The sequence below is a fragment of the Mesorhizobium sp. WSM4848 genome, from assembly GCF_055811375.1.
The window spans coordinates 1-18096 of sequence record NZ_JBVVPX010000034.1 but is presented as its reverse complement, the minus strand read 5'-3'; the positions used below and the strand labels follow the sequence as shown (position 1 = coordinate 18096).

17 protein-coding genes and 1 tRNA gene are annotated in these 18096 nt (G+C 61.2%); 17 read left to right on the top strand and 1 reads right to left on the bottom strand.

Annotated features, from left to right (window positions below):
* The first annotated feature begins 107 nt into the window (after positions 1-107).
* The 15 genes from AC0L16_RS25765 (at position 108) to glpK (ending at position 16350) form a co-directional block, all read left to right on the top strand.
* A complete protein-coding gene (locus AC0L16_RS25765) occupies positions 108-1520 on the top strand; it encodes a circularly permuted type 2 ATP-grasp protein (RefSeq protein ID WP_473624083.1) in 1413 nt (470 codons plus the stop codon).
* A 56-nt stretch (positions 1521-1576) separates the two neighbouring features.
* Positions 1577-1936 (top strand): four helix bundle protein, encoded by a 360-nt coding sequence (locus AC0L16_RS25760; protein ID WP_473624146.1) that lies wholly within the window; start codon positions 1577-1579, stop codon positions 1934-1936.
* Between the two features lie 63 nt (positions 1937-1999).
* On the top strand, positions 2000-2941 hold the full coding sequence (locus AC0L16_RS25755) for an alpha-E domain-containing protein (protein ID WP_473624082.1): 942 nt from the start codon (positions 2000-2002) through the stop codon (positions 2939-2941).
* Positions 2942-3058: 117 nt separating this feature from the next.
* Positions 3059-3853, top strand: a complete 795-nt coding sequence (locus tag AC0L16_RS25750; protein ID WP_473624081.1) for a transglutaminase family protein — start codon at positions 3059-3061, stop codon at positions 3851-3853.
* A gap of 32 nt (positions 3854-3885) precedes the next feature.
* Positions 3886-4617 carry a proteasome-type protease gene (locus AC0L16_RS25745; RefSeq protein ID WP_473624080.1) on the top strand — a complete coding sequence of 244 codons (732 nt, stop codon included), beginning with the start codon at positions 3886-3888 and terminating at the stop codon, positions 4615-4617.
* Between the two features lie 55 nt (positions 4618-4672).
* Entirely contained in the window at positions 4673-6082 is a 1410-nt protein-coding gene (locus AC0L16_RS25740) for a pyridoxal phosphate-dependent decarboxylase family protein (RefSeq protein ID WP_473624078.1), read from the top strand.
* A gap of 125 nt (positions 6083-6207) precedes the next feature.
* A complete protein-coding gene (locus AC0L16_RS25735) occupies positions 6208-6975 on the top strand; it encodes a DeoR/GlpR family DNA-binding transcription regulator (RefSeq protein WP_077384040.1) in 768 nt (255 codons plus the stop codon).
* A gap of 127 nt (positions 6976-7102) precedes the next feature.
* Positions 7103-8629, top strand: coding sequence for a glycerol-3-phosphate dehydrogenase (gene glpD, locus AC0L16_RS25730; protein WP_473624077.1), 1527 nt, complete (start codon positions 7103-7105; stop codon positions 8627-8629).
* A gap of 28 nt (positions 8630-8657) precedes the next feature.
* Complete coding sequence (locus AC0L16_RS25725) at positions 8658-9740, top strand: ABC transporter ATP-binding protein (protein WP_473624075.1); 1083 nt, start codon at positions 8658-8660, stop codon at positions 9738-9740.
* 15 nt (positions 9741-9755) lie between these two features.
* A complete protein-coding gene (locus AC0L16_RS25720; protein ID WP_473624074.1) occupies positions 9756-10826 on the top strand; it encodes an ABC transporter ATP-binding protein in 1071 nt (356 codons plus the stop codon).
* A gap of 2 nt (positions 10827-10828) precedes the next feature.
* Complete coding sequence (locus tag AC0L16_RS25715; RefSeq protein WP_473624073.1) at positions 10829-11695, top strand: carbohydrate ABC transporter permease; 867 nt, start codon at positions 10829-10831, stop codon at positions 11693-11695.
* A gap of 43 nt (positions 11696-11738) precedes the next feature.
* On the top strand, positions 11739-12617 hold the full coding sequence (locus AC0L16_RS25710; protein WP_473624145.1) for a carbohydrate ABC transporter permease: 879 nt from the start codon (positions 11739-11741) through the stop codon (positions 12615-12617).
* A gap of 67 nt (positions 12618-12684) precedes the next feature.
* Positions 12685-12966 carry a DUF2160 domain-containing protein gene (locus tag AC0L16_RS25705; protein WP_473624071.1) on the top strand — a complete coding sequence of 94 codons (282 nt, stop codon included), beginning with the start codon at positions 12685-12687 and terminating at the stop codon, positions 12964-12966.
* A 77-nt stretch (positions 12967-13043) separates the two neighbouring features.
* Positions 13044-14768, top strand: coding sequence for an ABC transporter substrate-binding protein (locus tag AC0L16_RS25700; RefSeq protein ID WP_473624070.1), 1725 nt, complete (start codon positions 13044-13046; stop codon positions 14766-14768).
* An 88-nt stretch (positions 14769-14856) separates the two neighbouring features.
* The gene (gene glpK / locus AC0L16_RS25695) at positions 14857-16350 is read left to right on the top strand and encodes a glycerol kinase GlpK (protein WP_473624068.1); all 1494 of its coding nucleotides are present in this window, start codon (positions 14857-14859) and stop codon (positions 16348-16350) included.
* Between the two features lie 87 nt (positions 16351-16437).
* On the opposite strand, the gene AC0L16_RS25690 is transcribed toward glpK, so the two are convergent.
* Positions 16438-16935 (bottom strand): BA14K family protein, encoded by a 498-nt coding sequence (locus AC0L16_RS25690; RefSeq protein WP_473624066.1) that lies wholly within the window; start codon positions 16933-16935, stop codon positions 16438-16440.
* Between the two features lie 262 nt (positions 16936-17197).
* Between AC0L16_RS25690 and AC0L16_RS25685 the strand changes: the two genes are divergently transcribed.
* Together AC0L16_RS25685 and AC0L16_RS25680 are read left to right on the top strand one after the other, a co-directional pair.
* Positions 17198-17273: transfer RNA gene (locus AC0L16_RS25685), tRNA-Lys, on the top strand.
* A 363-nt stretch (positions 17274-17636) separates the two neighbouring features.
* Positions 17637-17906 (top strand): hypothetical protein, encoded by a 270-nt coding sequence (locus AC0L16_RS25680; protein ID WP_473624065.1) that lies wholly within the window; start codon positions 17637-17639, stop codon positions 17904-17906.
* The last annotated feature ends 190 nt before the right edge of the window (positions 17907-18096 follow it).

Here is an 18096-nt window from a genome sequence, read left to right as displayed (position 1 = left end):
TTTTAGGCAGGTCGCGACATACTGATCGCCAACATCCTCCAAATCGCCGATTGCGCTTGATTTTCTCGCGTGACGCCAGTGAAATGGCCTGACAGGGGAGTATGCGATTGGCAGCGTTCGACGAAATGCTTCCGGAAGTCTCCGGATTGAGAAAACCGTATTCGGCTTACGATCGCTGGCTGAAGGAGCAGGATCCGGCCAGGCTTAGCGAAAAGATGCACGATGCCGAACGCGTCTTTCGCAAGACCGGCATCACCTTTGCCGTCTATGGCGAGCAGGAAGCCTCCGAGCGCCTTATTCCCTTCGACATCGTTCCGCGCATCATTTCCGGCAATGAATGGCGACGGCTGACGCAAGGCATCGAGCAGCGCGTCCAGGCGCTGAACGCCTTTCTCGACGATATCTACCACCGCCAGGAGATTTTGCGCGCCGGTCGCGTCCCCAAGGAATTGATCGCCAAGAATGAGGCGTTCCTGCCGGAGATGATCGGAGTGCGGCCGCCGGCCGGCGTCTACACCCATATCATCGGCGTCGATATCGTTCGCATCAGCGAGAACGAGTTCTATGTGCTGGAGGACAATGCTCGCACGCCGTCCGGCGTCTCCTACATGCTGGAGAACCGCGAGACGATGATGCAGCTCTTTCCCGAGCTGTTCCAGCAGATCAAGGTGCGGCCGGTGGAAAACTATCCGCAGCTCTTGCGCCAGTCGCTGGCGGCAGTGCGGCCGCAAGGCACCAGAGGCGCGCCGACCATTGCCGTGCTGACGCCGGGCAGCTTCAACTCCGCCTATTTCGAACATGCCTTCCTTGCCGACCAGATGGGCGTGCAGCTTGTCGAGGGGCAGGATCTGCGCGTCGTCGATGGCCACGTCGCGATGCGCACGACCGAAGGCTACAAGCAGATCGACGTGCTTTATCGAAGGGTGGACGATTCCTTCCTCGATCCGCTGACCTTCCGCCCGGACTCGGCACTGGGTGTGCCGGGCATCATGGATGTCTACCGCGCCGGCAACATCACCATCGCCAATGCGCCGGGAACCGGCATCGCCGACGACAAGGCGATCTATTCCTACATGCCCGAGATCGTCGAGTTCTACACCGGTCGCAAAGCGATCCTCGGCAACATCCCGACCTGGCGCTGCTCGGAGCCGGACAGCCTGAAATACGTGCTCGAACACATCGACGAGCTGGTGGTGAAGGAGGTGCATGGCTCCGGCGGCTACGGCATGCTGGTCGGGCCGGCGGCGACCAAGAAGGAATGCGAGGATTTTTCCAAAAAACTCGCGGCAAAACCGTCGAATTACATCGCCCAGCCGACGCTGGCATTGTCGACCTGTCCGATCCTGACCGACAAGGGGCTGGCGCCGCGCCATGTCGATCTCAGGCCCTACGTGCTGGTATCTGATCGCATCCAGATCGTGCCGGGCGGGCTGACGCGTGTGGCGCTGAAGGAAGGCTCGCTGGTGGTCAATTCGTCCCAGGGCGGCGGAACGAAGGATACTTGGGTGCTGGACGATTAGAGTGGGAAGTAGCGAGTAGGGAATAGCGAGTAGCGAATAGGGGGTGTGCGACGGCGATTAATTCTTACAGGGACCTGATTGTTTGGAAGGCAGCCATCGAATTGGCGGTAGATTGCTATTCTGTAACGACAGGGTTCCCGAGCAAGGAAGCATACGGAATAACCTCTCAGATAAGGCGCTCGGCGGCGTCAATCGCAGCTAACATCGCGGAGGGTCACGGACGAGAAAATACGGGAGCCTTCATTCAATTTCTGCGCATCGCTCAAGGTTCTCTTAAAGAATTGGAAATGCACCTGATCTTGTCCGGGAGAGTGGGCTTGGTGGTTGAGAAAGAGGGTGGTCGGTTGCTTAACCAAACCGAGGAGATCGGGAAGATGTTGCGTTCGATGATCAGGAGTCTGCAACAAAAGTCATGAAGTCTTTTTTCCCCTATTCGCTATTCGCTATTCGCTATTCGCTCGAGATCGAGGCAGATTGAGATGCTTCTCGGCCGCACCGCCAACGGGCTCTACTGGATGAACCGCTACATCGAGCGGGCGGAAAACATGGCGCGGCTGGTCGATGCCGGGCTGCGCATGGCGCTGACCCGCACCCAGAACGCCTCCGAAGAGTGGAATTCGGTGCTGCTCAGTGCCGGTTCGGACGCTGCCTTCACGCAGAAATATTCCGAGTATACCGCCGCCAACGTTGCCGATTTTCTGCTGCGCGACACATCCAACCCGTCGAGCACGATGGCGTCGATCGAAACGGCCCGTAACAATGCCCGCATGGTGCGCACCGCGCTGACGCGCGAAACCTGGGAAAGCATCAACGAGGCCTGGATGTCGCTGAAGCGCATCCTGGCCAAGCCGATCGACGAACGTGATTTGCCCAGCGTGCTCGACGCGATCAAGCGCGAAACGGCGCTGATCCGCGGCTCGTTCTACGGCACCATGCTGCGCAACGAGATTTTTGATTTCTCGCAGCTCGGCACCTATGTGGAACGCGCCGACAACACGGCGCGCATCCTGGACGTGAAATACTACGTGCTGTTGCCGTCGATCTCGTGGGTCGGCTCCACGCTCGACAACTACCAGTGGGAATCGATCCTGCGCTCGGTTTCGGCGCATCGCTCCTATCGCTGGGTCTACGAGGCCGACTATAAGCCGACCAACATTGCCGACTATCTGATCCTCAACGTTCGCATGCCGCGCTCGCTGACCTTCTGCTACCGTTTCCTGACGGAGCACCTGAAATTCCTGGGCGACGATTATGGTGAGCGCCATGCCTGTCATGTGACAGCCGGCAAGACCCAGGCGATGCTGGCCGCCGGCTCGATCAAGGACATATTCGACGCCGGCCTGCATGAATTCCTCGCCAATTTCATCCGCGACAACACCAGGCTCGGCGACGAGATCGCGCAAGACTACAGGTTTAATTGAGCATGATCCCGGAAAGTGGAAGCCGGTTTCCGGAAAAGGTCATGCTCAGGGGACGAGCATGATCCCGGAAAGTGGAAGCCGGTTTCCGGAAAAGATCATGCTCAGGGGACGAGAGCAATGCGGCTGAAGATCACTCACCGGACCGAATATCGCTACGATGCGCCGGTGCACTATCTGTTGCAGCGGCTGCGGCTGCTACCAGTCAGCGGACCGACGCAGACCGTCTTGTCCTGGGCGCTGAAGATCGAAGGGGCGCGCGAAGAAGTGCGCTTCACCGACCATTTCGGCAACGACACGCGGCTGTTGAGCGTCGAAGGCGACCGTGATTTCATCACCGTCGAGGCATCGGGCGAGGTGGTGACACGCGACACATCAGGCGTCTCCGGGCCACATCAGGGTTTCGCGCCGCTCTGGCTGTTTGGCCAGGAAACGCCGTTGACCACGATCGGCGGCGGCATTCGCGAACTCGCGGCCTCGGTCGGCGAGGGCGCCGATATCGAAAGGTTGCACCGGCTGATGGCCCTGATCGGCGAGCGCGTCGCCTATACGCCGGGCACCACCAATGCGGCGACCCCGGCCGAGGACGCGCTGGCGCTCAAGACGGGCGTCTGCCAGGACCACAGCCACATCTTTGCCGCCGTCGCGCGGGCCATGGGGTTTCCGGCCCGCTACGTCAGCGGCTATTTGATGATGGATGCGGCGGTCGAGCAGGCGGCGAGCCATGCCTGGGCCGAAGCGCATGTTGCAGGCCTTGGCTGGGTCGCGTTCGACGTCGCCAACGGGATTTCTCCCGACGAACGCTATGTGAAGGTGGCAACCGGCCGTGATTACCGCGACGCCACGCCCGTATCGGGAATTCGGCTGGGACAAGCGGAAGAACAGCTTGCGGTCACCGTCACCGTGGAGCAGTAATTCCCGGCAAGATTTGCTGCCAAAGAGATTCGATGACCTATTGCGTCGGCCTGAAGATCGATCGTGGGCTCGTGTTCATGTCGGACACACGCACCAATGCCGGCATGGATTCGATCTCGACCTTCAAGAAGATGCACGTCTGGGAGGAGCCAGGCGAGCGCGTCATCGTGCTGATGTCGGCCGGCAATCTGGCGACGACGCAAGCTGTCGTCAGCCTGCTCGACGAACGCACCAAGGCGGTGGCCGATCGCCACGCCACGCTGCTTGAAACGCCGTCGATGTACCAGACGGTGCGGCTGGTCGGCGACACCGTCAAGGAAGTCATCGCCAGTTCGTCGCCGGCGGGCGAAAAGGCCGATTCCTATTTCAATGCCTCCTTCATCCTCGGCGGCCAGATCAAGGGCAGCGCGCCGCGGCTGTTCATGATCTATCCGGAAGGTAATTTCATCGAATCGACCGAAGACACGCCGTTCTTCCAGATCGGCGAGACCAAATACGGCAAGCCGATCATCATCCGCGCCTATGAAAAGGCGATGAGTTTCGCCGAGACGGTGAAACTGCTGCTGGTGTCGTTCGACTCGACGCTGAAATCGAACCTGTCGGTCGGTCTGCCGCTCGACCTGCTGTTCTACGAAAAGGACGCCTTCAAGGTCAGCCTGAAGAAGCGGATAGCCCAGGAAGACCAATATTATCGGACGATCTCGGACGGCTGGTCGAACGCGCTGAAGGCTGCTTTTGCGAGCTTGCCTGACTTTCCCGAGTGAAAGCCTCCGTTTTTCGTGCTCTTTGATCGCTGGACCCGATGCGACGGAGAGCAAGATGAATAGCAACGAATTCCGGGAATGGTCGCTGCGCGCGGCCGAATGGGGCGCCGACTACAGGAGCACACTTCGCGAAAGACCGGTGCGGCCGCTCGTCGAGCCGGGCGAAATCTTTAAAAGCATCGACGTCTCGCCGCCGGAACATGGCGAAACGATGCAGGCAATCTTCGCCGATTTCGAGCGAAAAATCCTGCCCGGCATGACGCATTGGCAGCATCCGCGCTTCTTCGCCTATTTCCCGGCCAATGCCGCACCGGTCTCGGTGGTGGCCGAATATCTGGTCTCGGCGATGGCCGCGCAATGCATGCTCTGGCAGACTTCGCCGGCAGCGACCGAACTCGAGACGCGCGTCGTCGACTGGATGCGTCAGGCGCTTGGCCTGCCGGAAGGGTTTTCCGGCGTTATGCAGGATTCGGCATCGTCGGCGACGCTCGCCGCCGTGCTGACCATGCGCGAGCGCGCGCTCGACTGGCAGGGCAACAAGAAGGGCCTGCAAGGCCAGCCGATCTTGCGCGTCTATTCTTCCGATCAGGTCCACACCTCCATCGACCGGGCGATCTGGGTGTCGGGCGTCGGCGAGGATAATCTCGTGCGCATTCCTGTTGCCGGCCGCTTCCGCGCCATGGATGTCATCGCCCTAGAAGCAGCAATCGTCGCCGATCGCGAAAATGGCATGCTGCCGGCTGGCATCATCGCCAGCGTGGGCGGCACCAGCACCGGTGGCACGGATGACGTTGCCGGCGTTGCCGCGGTGGCCAAGCGCCATGGGCTCCATCTGCATGTCGATGCCGCATGGGCCGGATCAGCGATGATCTGCCCCGAGTTTCGCCATTTCTGGGCCGGCGCCGAGCACGCGGATTCCATCGTCTTCAATCCGCACAAATGGTTGGGTGCGCAGTTCGATTGCTCGGTTCAGTTCATCCGCCAGCCGGAGGATCTCGTTCGCACGCTGGCCATCAAGCCCGAATTCCTGGAGACGCATGGGCGCGACGGCATCATCGACTATTCCGAATGGTCAGTGCCACTCGGGCGGCGCTTTCGCGCACTGAAACTGTGGTTTCTGCTGCGCGCCCACGGGCTGGAAAATCTGCGGACCATGATCCGCAACCATGTCGCCTGGAGCGAAGGGCTGGCCGAGCGGCTGGCCAGGGAACCGGATTTCGAGATCGTCTCGGAGCCGATGCTGTCGCTGTTCTCGTTCCGGCATTTGGTGGCCGGCACAAATTCGGACCAACACAACCTGCGGCTAGTCAACGCGATCAATGACGATGGCCGCATCTACCTGACGCAGACACGGGTGGACGGGCAGGTCGCGATCCGTTTTCAGGTCGGCCAGTTCGAGACGACGGCGGCGGATGTCGACACCGCTTTCGAGGTCATCACCGAAATCGCCCGCGGGCTGGCCTGAAATTGGTCCGCAAAGTTGCGTCGAGGTTTGTCTTTGGACGCATGCAATTTCGTTAGCCGGCTCATACCTTTTCATTGCTTTCGTTTTCCGCTATAGACAAGAAAAACGAAAACGGGGGGTCACCAATGTATCTGTCGCCGCGTCATTCCGAAATCATCCAGATGGCCAAGGACAATGGCCGCGTGCTGGTCGACGATCTGGCAACGCATTTCAACGTGACGCCGCAGACCATCCGCAAGGACCTCAACGATCTGTGCGACCAGCGCCTGCTTTCCCGTATCCATGGCGGGGCGCTGTTCCCGTCCGGCATCGAGAACATGGAATATGAGGCGAGGCGCAAGATCGCCGCCGACGAGAAGGAGGCGATCGGCCGCGCCGCAGCCAGGCTGATCCCGGACAACGCCTCGCTGTTCATCAATATCGGCACCACGACGGAGTCGGTCAGCAAGGCGCTTCTCGATCATGCCGGCCTGATGGTCATCACCAATAATATCAATGTTGCCAACAGGATGCGCATATATCCTTCCATCGAAGTTGTTATTGCCGGCGGCGTCGTGCGTGGTTCCGACGGCGGTGTGGTCGGCGAGGCGGCGGTCGATTTCATCAGGCAGTTCAAAGTCGACTACGCGGTGATCGGCGCCTCGGCGATCGACCATGACGGTGCGTTGCTCGATTTCGATTTTCGCGAGGTGAAGGTGGCGCAGGCGATCATCGCCAATGCCCGGCATGTCATCCTGGTTTCCGACCAGACCAAGTTCGAGCGGACGGCGCCGGTTCGCATCGGCCACCTGTCGCAGGTCAACACTTTCATCACCGACCGCTGCGACATCCCGTCGGTGCGCAAGATCTGCCAGGAAGCAGAGGTTCAACTGATCGAAACCTCGCTCTCCTAGATGGTGCCGTTGCGGCAACTCCTGCTGTTTATATTTCGTTTGACATTCGTTCCTATTTCGAAATAATCCCGACACGGTTTCGTAAAAACCTAAATATGCTGCAATGCGAAATCCGGGAGGACTTTTTGTGAGCGCATCCCCGATCCATGACATCTTCGTCATCGGTGGCGGTATCAACGGCTGCGGCATTGCCCGCGATGCGGTTGGGCGCGGCTTCTCGGTGTTTCTTGCCGAGATGAATGATCTGGCCAGCGGCACGTCCTCGGGCTCGACCAAACTGATCCATGGCGGCTTGCGCTATCTGGAGTTCTACGAATTCCGCCTGGTGCGCGAAGCGCTGATGGAGCGCGAAATCCTCTGGAAGAACGCGCCGCACATCATCTGGCCGATGCGCTTCGTGCTGCCCTATGCCAAGGGCCTGCGCCCAGCCTGGCTGATCAGGCTCGGGCTTTTCCTTTACGACCACATTGGCGGGCGCAAATTGCTGCCGGCGACCAAGACGCTGGATATGGCAAACGACCCAGCCGGCAAGCCGCTAAAGCCGTTGTTTCACAAGGCCTTCGAATATTCCGACGGCTGGGTCAACGATGCGCGGCTGGTGGCGTTGAACGCCCGCGACGCCGCCGATCGCGGCGCAACGATACGAACCCGCACGAAAGTCGTCGGCGCACGCCGTGAAGGCGAACTCTGGACGGTCAGGCTGGAAAACACGCAGACCGGCGACACCGAGGAGGTCAAGGCGCGGCTTTTGGTCAACGCCGCCGGCCCATGGGTCGACCACGTGCTGTCGGCTACGGTCGGCTTGAACGACGTGCACAATGTCCGGCTGGTACAGGGCAGCCATATCGTCATCAGCAAGAAATTCGACGATCCGCGCGCCTATTTCTTTCAGAACAAGGATGGCCGCATCATCTTTGCCATCCCCTACGAGGAAGAGTTCACGCTGATCGGCACCACCGACCGGGACTTTTCCGGCGATCCGCGCGACGTGAAGATCAGCGACGCCGAAATCGATTACCTCTGTGCTGCGGCGAGCGAATATTTCGCGCAACCGATCAAGCGTTCGGACATCGTCTGGACCTATTCCGCCGTACGCCCGCTTTATGACGACGGCGCCTCGAAGGCGCAGGAAGCGACCCGCGATTATGTGCTGAAGACCGACGGCGGCGAAGGCACGGCGCCGATCGTCAACTCCTTCGGCGGCAAGATCACCACCTATCGCCGGCTGTCGGAATCGATGCTCGAGAAAATCGAGGGTTTTCTCGGCAAGCGCGGCAAGCCGTGGACGGCAAACGCGCCGCTGCCGGGCGGCGATTTCCCGGCCAGCGGCTTCGACGCCGAAGTGGCGAAACTGAAAACGGCCTATCCGTTCCTCGACGCGCGCCTGGCGCGCCGCCTGACCCGGCTTTACGGGACTCGCGCGAGGATGCTGCTGGGCCTCGCCAGGTCGAATGCCGACCTTGGCCGCAACTTTGGCGCCGATCTCTACGAGGCCGAGGTGCGCTACCTCGTTCAAAATGAATGGGCGATGACGGCCGAAGATGTATTGTGGCGCAGAACCAAGCGCGGCCTGCAGCTGAGCCGCGAGCAGGCGGCAGCGCTCGACGAATTCATGCGCGGGATAAGCCGGCGCCATGTCGCGGCGGCCGAATAGTCATGCAGAAAGCCTGGGAGGAGGCATCATGCTGGAACTGAGAAACGTGACGAAGACGGTCGGGGCGACGGAGCATATACGCGACGTGTCGCTGACGCTTCAGCACGGCTCGCTCAACGTCCTTCTCGGGCCGACGCTTTCCGGCAAGACCAGCCTGATGCGGCTGATGGCCGGCCTTGACGTGCCGACATCCGGCTCGGTCTGGTTCGATGGCAAGGAAGTCACCGGCATCCCGGTGCAGAAGCGCAACGTCGCCATGGTCTACCAGCAGTTCATCAACTATCCGGCGATGACCGTTTACGAAAACATCGCTTCGCCGCTGAGGGTGGCCGGTGCCGAGCGGGCAAAGATCGACAAGGAGGTGCGCAATGCCGCAGCCCTTCTCAAGCTAACGCCCTTTCTCGATCGCACACCGCTCAGCCTCTCCGGCGGCCAGCAGCAGCGCACCGCGCTGGCCCGCGCCATCGTCAAGAACGCCAGCCTCGTGCTGCTCGACGAGCCGCTAGCCAACCTCGACTACAAGCTGCGCGAGGAGTTGCGCGCGGAATTGCCGAAGATCTTCGCGGCGACCGGCACCATCTTCGTCTACGCCACGACCGAGCCGCACGAAGCCTTGCTGCTCGGCGGCAACACGGCGACGCTTTCCGAAGGCCGCATCACCCAGTTCGGCCCGACGATCGACGTCTTCCGCAGGCCGAACGACCTCGTCACGGCCAAGACTTTCGCTGATCCGCCGCTCAACACGATCGTGCTGAAGAAGAGCGGTTCGAGCTTCCTTCTTGATGGTGGGGTGAGCCTCCCTGTGCCGGCTGAACTCGCCGGTATTGCCGATACGAGTTATACGATCGGCTTCCAGCCCCACCATCTCTCCCTTGCCCGGCCGAGCCCGTCAGCGGTTCCGGTGAAAGCCAAGGTGTCGGTCACCGAGATCACCGGTTCTGAAAGTTTTGTGCATCTCGATTTCGCCGATGTCCGCTGGGTCATGCTGGAGCACGGCATTCTGGTGTTCGAGCCGGACCAGACCATCGAGGTATTCATCGATCCGCGGCACATCATGGTGTTCGACGCGAACGGCCGCTCGGCCACGCCGCCACAGATGCTGGCGGCTTGAGGAGGAGGAGGGCACATGGCGCGCATCGACTGCAATCACATCCGCCACGCCTACGGGCCGCATCCGAAGTCGGATAAGGACTATGCGCTGAAGGAGGTGCATCATGCCTTCGAGGACGGCGGCGCCTATGCGCTGCTGGGGCCGTCGGGCTGCGGCAAGACCACGCTGCTCAACATAATTTCCGGCTTGTTGTATCCGTCGCACGGCGAGCTTCTGTTCGACGGCAAGGACGTGACCAATCTGTCGACGCAGGAGCGCAACATAGCTCAGGTGTTCCAGTTCCCGGTCATCTACGACACCATGACCGTCTACGACAACCTGGCCTTCCCGCTGCGCAACCGCGGCGTTTCGGAACCCGACGTCGACCGGAAGGTGCGCGAAACCCTGGAAATGACCGGTCTGGCCGACATGGCCAAGCGAAAGGCGAGGGGGCTGACCGCTGACCAGAAGCAGAAGATCTCGCTTGGACGCGGGCTGGTGCGCTCCGATGTCAATGCGATCCTGTTCGACGAGCCGCTGACCGTCATCGATCCGCATATGAAATGGGTGCTGCGCTCGCAGTTGAAGCAATTGCACAGGCGCTTCGGTTTCACCATGGTCTATGTCACGCACGACCAGACCGAGGCGCTCACCTTCGCCGAAAACGTCGTCGTCATGTATGAGGGCGAGATCGTGCAGATCGGCTCTCCAGCCGAACTGTTCGAGCGTCCCAAGCATACATTCGTCGGCTATTTCATCGGCTCGCCGGGCATGAACGTCATGCCGGTCGCGGTCGAACGCAGGAGCGCGCGGCTCGGCAGCCAGACGATCGAATTGCCGGGCGCGCCCAAGGCCGGGATCACCGGTGCGATCGAACTCGGCATCCGTCCCGAATATATCAGGCTTGGCGCTAGCGGCATGCCGGTTTCAATCCGGAAGGTCGAGGATATCGGCCGCCACAAGGTGGTGCGCGCCAGTTTCGAAGGCCGCGACATCGCGGCGATCATCGGCGAGGACGAGGACATTCCCGCCGATCCGAAGATCGCTTTCGACCCGGCCGGCATCAACATCTATGCCGATTCCTGGCGCGTCGAAATGGGAGGCTAAGCATGGAAAGGACCTGGAACAACAAGGCCTGGTTCATGGTGCTGCCGGTGCTGTTGCTGGTGGCTTTCTCGGCGATTATCCCGCTGATGACGGTCGTGAATTATTCGGTTCAGGACACTTTCGGCAACAACGTCTTCTTCTGGGCGGGTTCGGAATGGTTCGAGGAAATCCTGCATTCCGACCGGTTTTGGGAAGCAATGGGCCGCAACCTGGTCTTCTCGGCCATCATTCTCACCATCGAGATTCCGCTCGGCATCTTCATTGCGCTCAACATGCCGAAGAAGGGCTGGGGCGTTCCGGTCTGCCTGGTGCTGATGGCGCTGCCGCTGCTCATCCCGTGGAACGTCGTCGGCACGATCTGGCAGGTGTTCGGCCGCATTGACATCGGCCTGCTGGGCCATACCCTGTCGGGGCTGGGTTTCGACTACAACTATGTCAACGATCCAATCGACGCCTGGGTCACGGTCATCCTGATGGATGTCTGGCACTGGACGAGCCTCGTCGTCCTGCTCTGCTACGCAGGGCTGGTCTCGATCCCCGACGCCTATTACCAAGCGGCGAAGATCGACGGGGCGTCGCGCTGGGCGATCTTCCGCTACATCCAGCTGCCGAAGATGAACCGTGTGCTGCTGATCGCGGTCCTGCTGCGCTTCATGGACAGTTTCATGATCTACACCGAGCCGTTCGTCGTCACCGGCGGTGGCCCCGGCAACACCACCACTTTCCTGTCGATCGATCTGGTGAAGCTGGCCATCGGCGAGTTCAACCTCGGTGAGGCGGCGGCCATGTCGATCGTCTATTTCCTGATTGTCATGCTCCTGTCCTGGGTGTTCTACACCGTCATGACAGCCTACGATGCGGAGCGGTGAGATGGCGCGCCTCGAGGATACCACGGCCAACGAACGAACGCTCATGCCGCAAACCCCCGCTACAGCGGAAGCGCAGACGGCGAACGCCGCGCTGGCCCGCAAGATGCGGCGGCGGGGCGAGGAGTCGCGGTTCTGGTGGCTGGTGCCAACGATCTACATCATCTTCCTGATGCTGCCGATCTACTGGCTGGTCAATATGAGCTTCAAGACCAACCAGGAGATCCTCGGCGCCTTCTCGCTGTGGCCGAGAAACCCGACGCTTGCCAATTACGCGGTCATTTTTAATGATCCGTCCTGGTACAGGGGCTACATCAACTCGATCATCTATGTGGTTATGAACACGGTGATTTCTGTCGCCGTGGCGCTTCCGGCAGCCTATGCCTTCTCGCGCTACCGTTTTCTCGGCGACAAGCACCTGTTCTTCTGGCTGCTTACCAACCGAATGGCGCCGCCGGCGGTGTTCGCGCTGCCGTTCTTCCAGCTCTATTCGGCTTTCGGCCTGATCGACACGCACATCGCCGTGGCGCTGGCGCATTGCCTGTTCAACGTGCCGCTGGCGGTCTGGATCCTTGAAGGCTTCATGTCGGGCGTGCCGAAGGAAATCGATGAGACCGCCTATATCGACGGCTATTCCTTCCCGCGCTTCTTCCTGAAGATATTCATGCCGCTGATCGCGAGCGGCGTTGGCGTCGCGGCCTTCTTCTGCTTCATGTTCTCGTGGGTGGAACTGCTGATCGCGCGGACACTGACCACGACCGCCGCAAAACCGATCGCTGCGATCATGACGCGCACGGTTTCGGCCTCGGGCCTCGACTGGGGCGTGCTGGCCGCAGCCGGCGTGCTCACCATCATACCGGGCGCGCTCGTCATCTGGTTCGTGCGAAACTATATCGCCAAGGGCTTTGCCCTGGGGAGGGTGTGATGAAACGAACGCAAGAGTTCATGCGCAACACTATCGCCAAGGGCTTTGCCCTGGGGAGGGTGTGATCATGAGCTTCTCCTGGATGGCCTGGACCTGGCCGACCGCCGCCTTCTTCGGCACCATCTTCCTGCTGCTCTGCGGCATGGCGGTCTGGGAATACGCCTCGCCGGGCGGCAATCCGCGCATCGGCGTCTTGCGCTTCGAGACGACGCGCGGCGACCGTCTCTTCCTATCGCTGCTTGGCAGCGCCTTTATCCATCTCGCTTGGCTGGGTCTTGGCGGACCCAACCTGTGGTGGGCTCTCGCTCTCTCCGTGGTCTACGCCATCGGCGTGTTCCGCTACGTATAGAGGGGGAAACTGTTGGGGCGGCCGCGTGCCGGCGGCTGCTTCGATCGCACTTGAAACTGAAACAGTGGAGGAAACACATGAGACGGCAATTTTTGACATCAACGACTGCGCTTGTCCTGCTCTGGGGAGCAGGCCAGGCCTACGCCGGGATGGATGAAGCCAAGACCTTCCTCGATACCGAAATCAAGGACTTGTCGACGCTCGATCGCGGCGCCCAGGAAGCCGAGATGCAATGGTTCATCGATGCCGCGAAGCCTTTCGCGGGCATGGATATCAAGGTCGTCTCCGAACCGATTGCAACTCACGACTACGAAGCGAAGGTACTGGCCCCGGCCTTCACGGCCATCACCGGCATCAAGATCACCCATGACGAGATCGGCGAGGGTGATGTCATTGAAAAGCTGCAGACCCAGATGCAGTCGGGTGAGAACATCTACGACGCCTACGTCAACGACTCCGACCTGATCGGCACCCACTGGCGCTACCAGCAGGTGCGCAGCCTGACCAAGTGGATGGCGAATGAGGGCAAGGATGTCACCAACCCCAACCTCGACCTCGCCGACTTCATCGGCACCAAGTTCACGACCGCTCCGGACGGCGATCTTTATCAACTGCCCGACCAGCAGTTCGCGAACCTCTACTGGTTCCGCTACGACTGGTTCAACGACGAGAAGAACAAGGCCGATTTCAAGGCCAAGTACGGCTACGACCTTGGCGTTCCGGTCAACTGGTCGGCCTATGAGGACATCGCCGAATTCTTCACCGGCCGCGAGATCGACGGCAAGAAGGTCTATGGCCACATGGACTACGGCAAGAAGGATCCGTCGCTCGGCTGGCGCTTCACCGATGCCTGGCTGTCGATGGCCGGCAATGGCGACAAGGGGCTGCCGAATGGTCTTCCGGTCGACGAATGGGGCATCAAGGTCGACGAGAAGTCGCGGCCCGTCGGCTCGTGCGTGGCTCGCGGCGGCGACACCAACGGCCCGGCTGCCGTGTATTCGATCCAGAAGTACCTGGATTGGCTGAAGGCCTATGCGCCGCCGGAAGCCCAGGGCATGACGTTCGGCGAATCCGGCCCCGTCCCGTCGCAGGGCACGGTCGCGCAGCAGATGTTCACCTACACTGCCTTCACCGCCTCCTTCGTCAAGGACGGGCTGCCGGTCGTGAACGCGGACGGTACGCCGAAATGGCGCTTCGCTCCGTCGCCGCATGGCGTGTACTGGAAGGACGGCATGAAGCTCGGCTACCAGGACGTGGGTTCCTGGACGCTCCTCAAGTCGACGCCCGATGACCGCGCCAAGGCAGCCTGGCTCTACGCGCAGTTCGTCACCTCGAAGACAGTCGACGTTAAGAAAGCCCATGTCGGCCTGACGCTGATCCGCGAGAGCACGATCCAGCACAAGAGCTTCACGGACCGCGCCCCGAAGCTCGGCGGCCTGATCGAGTTCTACCGTTCGCCGGCCCGCATCCAGTGGTCGCCGACGGGTACGAACGTCCCTGACTATCCGAAGCTGGCACAGCTTTGGTGGCAGGCGATCGGCGACGCCTCGTCGGGTGCCAAAACTCCGCAGGAGGCGATGGACTCGCTCTGTGCCGAGCAGGAAGAGGTGCTTGAGCGCCTGGAGCGCGCTGGGGTGCAGGGCGACATCGGACCGAAACTCGCCGAGGAAAAGACCTTGGAGGAGTGGAACGCCGATGCCGTCGCCAAGGGCAATCTCGCGCCGCAGCTGAAGATCGAGCCGGAGAAGGACAAGCCGCAGACCATCAACTACGACGAGCTGGTCAAGAGCTGGAGCAACTGAGCATCGGTCCGGGCGTCCGCGCCCGCATCGCACCAATCGGGGGAGGCGGCATCTTGCCGTCTCCCCTGTTTGCGCCGAGGGAGTGAGAATGACTGGCCTTATCCTAGCAATCGACCAAGGGACGACATCGAGCCGGGCGATCCTGTTCGACGGTGAAATGAAGGTCGTGGGCAGCGGGCAGAAGGAATTTACCCAGCATTATCCGGCCTCCGGCTGGGTCGAGCATGATCCGGAGGAAATCTGGTCGAGCGTCGTGGCGACGGCGAAGGCTGCGCTGAAGAGCGCCGGCCGCGATGCGTCGGATGTCGCGGCCATCGGCATCACCAACCAGCGCGAGACCGTCGTCATCTGGGACAGGGCGACCGGCACGCCGATCCATAACGCGATCGTCTGGCAGGACCGCCGTACCGCGCCGCTGTGCCAGAAATTGAAGAAGCAGGGGCTGGAGAAGAAGTTCACCAGAAAGACCGGACTGCTGCTCGATCCCTATTTCTCCGGCACCAAGATCGCCTGGATGCTGGAAAAGGTGAAGGGCGCCAGAAAACGCGCCGACAAGGGCGAATTGCTGGCCGGCACCATCGACAGCTTTCTGATCTGGCGGCTGACCGGCGGCAAGGTTCACGCCACCGATGCCACCAACGCCTCGCGCACGCTGGTCTACAACATCGAGAACAATGCCTGGGACGACGAGCTGCTGGCCATTCTCGGCATACCGCGAAAAATGCTGCCGCAGGTGAAGGATTGCGCTGACGACTATGGAATCACCGAGAAAAGTCTCTTTGGCTCGGAGATAAAAATCCTCGGCGTGGCCGGTGATCAGCATGCAGCGGCCATCGGCCAGGCCTGTTTCGAGCCGGGCATGATGAAATCCACCTATGGCACCGGCTGCTTCGCGCTGCTCAACACCGGCAGCGATCTGGTGCGCTCGAAGAACCGTCTGTTGACGACCATTGCCTACAGGCTGAACGGCAAGACCACCTATGCGCTGGAAGGGTCGATCTTCATCGCCGGCGCTGCCGTGCAATGGCTGCGCGACGGCATCAAGGTGATCGGCAAGGCCGAGCAGAGCGGCGTGCTGGCGGCGGGCGCCGACCCGACCCAGGAAGTCTATCTGGTGCCGGCTTTCGTCGGGCTTGGCGCGCCGCACTGGGACGCCGAGGCGCGCGGCGCCATCTTCGGGCTGACCCGCAACACGGGCCCGGCGGAATTTGCCCGCGCCGCACTCGAATCCGTCGCGTTCCAGACGCGCGACCTGCTCGACGCTATGCGCAGGGACTGGAAGGGCGCGTCAGCGAAGACCGTTCTCAGGGTCGATGGCGGCATGGTGGCGTCGGACTGGACGATGCAGCGGCTTGCGGACATCCTCGATGCGCCGGTCGACCGTCCGACCATCCTGGAGACGACGGCGCTCGGCGCGGCATGGTTGGCCGGCTCGAAGGCGGGCGCCTGGCCGAAGACAAGGGAATTCGCCAGGAGCTGGGCGCTGGAGCGACGGTTTCGACCGGACATGGATGCATCGGTCCGTTCCGCAAAGCTGGCGGGTTGGCGCCATGCTGTGCGCCGGACACTGAGCACGCTGTAGATCCGCGCACCGAAAAGAAAAAGCCTGCGCCGTTGCCGGCGCAGGCTCTTCTCTTCAACGACTCTTGTTCAGCTCTGCCCTGGGTTATCAATAGGGCGAGATGCACTGCCGGCGGGGGCCGTAGTAAGGCTGGTACGTGTTGTCATAGGTCCGGTAAGATCTGTAGCGGTTGTAGCACCACTGCACGTGGGCATCGCCGCGATAGACGCGGCGGTACTGGTTGTTGACGATCGCGCCGGTGATCAGCGCGCCAGTGGCGAAGGCAGCCAGCGGGAACCAGTAGTCGCCGTAACGGCGATAGCCGGGACGATAGTAGCGATAGCCGCGATAGCCGCGCCAATACCTGAAATCGTCGTCACGAGCGAAACGACGAAAATCGCGACGGGAAGAATCACGGCGGAAATCGCGACGGGAGAAATCCCGCTTCCTCCACCCCCACCGTTCATACTGAACGGTCTGGACATCCGACGAGATGTTCTGACCCAGCGGCACGTAGATGGGCTGGGCGTTGACGGGCACGATCTGCGCTACAGCGAATGACGCTGAAAGAGCGGTCGCCAACAAGCCCGACATGATCCTGTTCATGGTCTTCTCCTTGAAAGCGTCGTCCCTTGTGCCCACAAAACGGGCAGGTTGCGCAATTGTTCCGCGAAAAATAGCAAGCTGCTGATTTGTAATAGGTTTCGGCTTTTGTGCGAGACAGCCACCCCGATCTTGTCGAGACGGCTAGCGAGGCGTCAGGAGGCGGCGAAAAGTCCGGCTAGCGAGGCCTCTTTTTCCGGTTGACCGTTCGAGACACTCTCCCTATGTTCCGCGCAATTTCGAGGGCGGCATCCTGAGCCCGCGGGAGCGCGTAGCTCAGCCGGTAGAGCAACTGACTTTTAATCAGTAGGTCCAGGGTTCGAATCCCTGCGCGCTCACCAAAAAGCCCAATAAAATCAACCAGATGCAGCAGGTCAGGCGGTCATTTTCTGTGTCCGCAAAACCGTGTCCGCATAGTGTCCGCGAAATAGGGCGGCGCCATTCGTTGATTTCGCCTCGGTTCCTGCGAGTATCGGCGGTCCATGGGGTATGCAGGGCAGGGATCAGCTTGGCGCGTTTCAAAAATAAGAGTCAGCACTTCATCCCGCAAGCTTATCTGTCCGCTTGGACCGATCCTGCTACACCAGCCAAGCAGACGCCGTACCGTCAAGGGCGTCGACTTCGATCCGTCGCCGACCGCGTCGAGCGCATCGGTCTGACACGCGAGCAGATCGGCCGACCTCGGCCTGCCTTGGATCGAGAACTTGGAGACTGGCAGCGGCAAGGACCTCGGCGATCCGGGTCACCCCGATCACCGCAAGCCCTACGTCCAGAACTACATCGCCAGTCAAGGTCGGCGAAAGGGTGAGGCCAATGTGCTGGTTCGCGATCTGCGTGGTTCGCGTGCGTTGGTCGAGGCGGCGATCAACCGCTACATCCCCGCAAGCTGGCCCGCTGAGCACGAAGCACGGCTGGCTCCGCGTCGACAGGCTGCCCGCGATGCGTTCGCGGCGCTGATCGCGGTCAGGTCATGACTCAGGCAATCTCGATCTCGTCGGCAGGACCTTCGCCACCGTTGCCGAATCCGGCGTTAACATTGCCGCTATTGCCCGCCGTCGTCAGCGCGCGACGCTGCCGCTGCCTCCGACGCTGCCGCTGACGCTGCCGCTGCCGTCAATGCTGCCGCTGCCACCGATGCTGCCGGTGGCGCTGCCGCCGATGCTG

Excerpts from the sequence above, each read along its gene's own strand:
- AC0L16_RS25735 (WP_077384040.1), top strand. The coding sequence starts at position 6,208 with ATGTATCTGTCGCCGCGTCATTCCGAAATCATCCAGATGGCCAAGGAC.
- AC0L16_RS25710 (WP_473624145.1), top strand. The coding sequence starts at position 11,739 with ATGCCGCAAACCCCCGCTACAGCGGAAGCGCAGACGGCGAACGCCGCG.
- AC0L16_RS25700 (WP_473624070.1), top strand. The coding sequence starts at position 13,044 with ATGAGACGGCAATTTTTGACATCAACGACTGCGCTTGTCCTGCTCTGG.
- AC0L16_RS25745 (WP_473624080.1), top strand. The coding sequence starts at position 3,886 with ATGACCTATTGCGTCGGCCTGAAGATCGATCGTGGGCTCGTGTTCATG.
- AC0L16_RS25750 (WP_473624081.1), top strand. The coding sequence starts at position 3,059 with ATGCGGCTGAAGATCACTCACCGGACCGAATATCGCTACGATGCGCCG.
- AC0L16_RS25690 (WP_473624066.1), bottom strand. The coding sequence starts at position 16,935 with ATGAACAGGATCATGTCGGGCTTGTTGGCGACCGCTCTTTCAGCGTCA.
- AC0L16_RS25715 (WP_473624073.1), top strand. The coding sequence starts at position 10,829 with ATGGAAAGGACCTGGAACAACAAGGCCTGGTTCATGGTGCTGCCGGTG.
- AC0L16_RS25725 (WP_473624075.1), top strand. The coding sequence starts at position 8,658 with ATGCTGGAACTGAGAAACGTGACGAAGACGGTCGGGGCGACGGAGCAT.
- AC0L16_RS25720 (WP_473624074.1), top strand. The coding sequence starts at position 9,756 with ATGGCGCGCATCGACTGCAATCACATCCGCCACGCCTACGGGCCGCAT.
- AC0L16_RS25740 (WP_473624078.1), top strand. The coding sequence starts at position 4,673 with ATGAATAGCAACGAATTCCGGGAATGGTCGCTGCGCGCGGCCGAATGG.
- AC0L16_RS25705 (WP_473624071.1), top strand. The coding sequence starts at position 12,685 with ATGAGCTTCTCCTGGATGGCCTGGACCTGGCCGACCGCCGCCTTCTTC.
- glpK (WP_473624068.1), top strand. The coding sequence starts at position 14,857 with ATGACTGGCCTTATCCTAGCAATCGACCAAGGGACGACATCGAGCCGG.
- AC0L16_RS25755 (WP_473624082.1), top strand. The coding sequence starts at position 2,000 with ATGCTTCTCGGCCGCACCGCCAACGGGCTCTACTGGATGAACCGCTAC.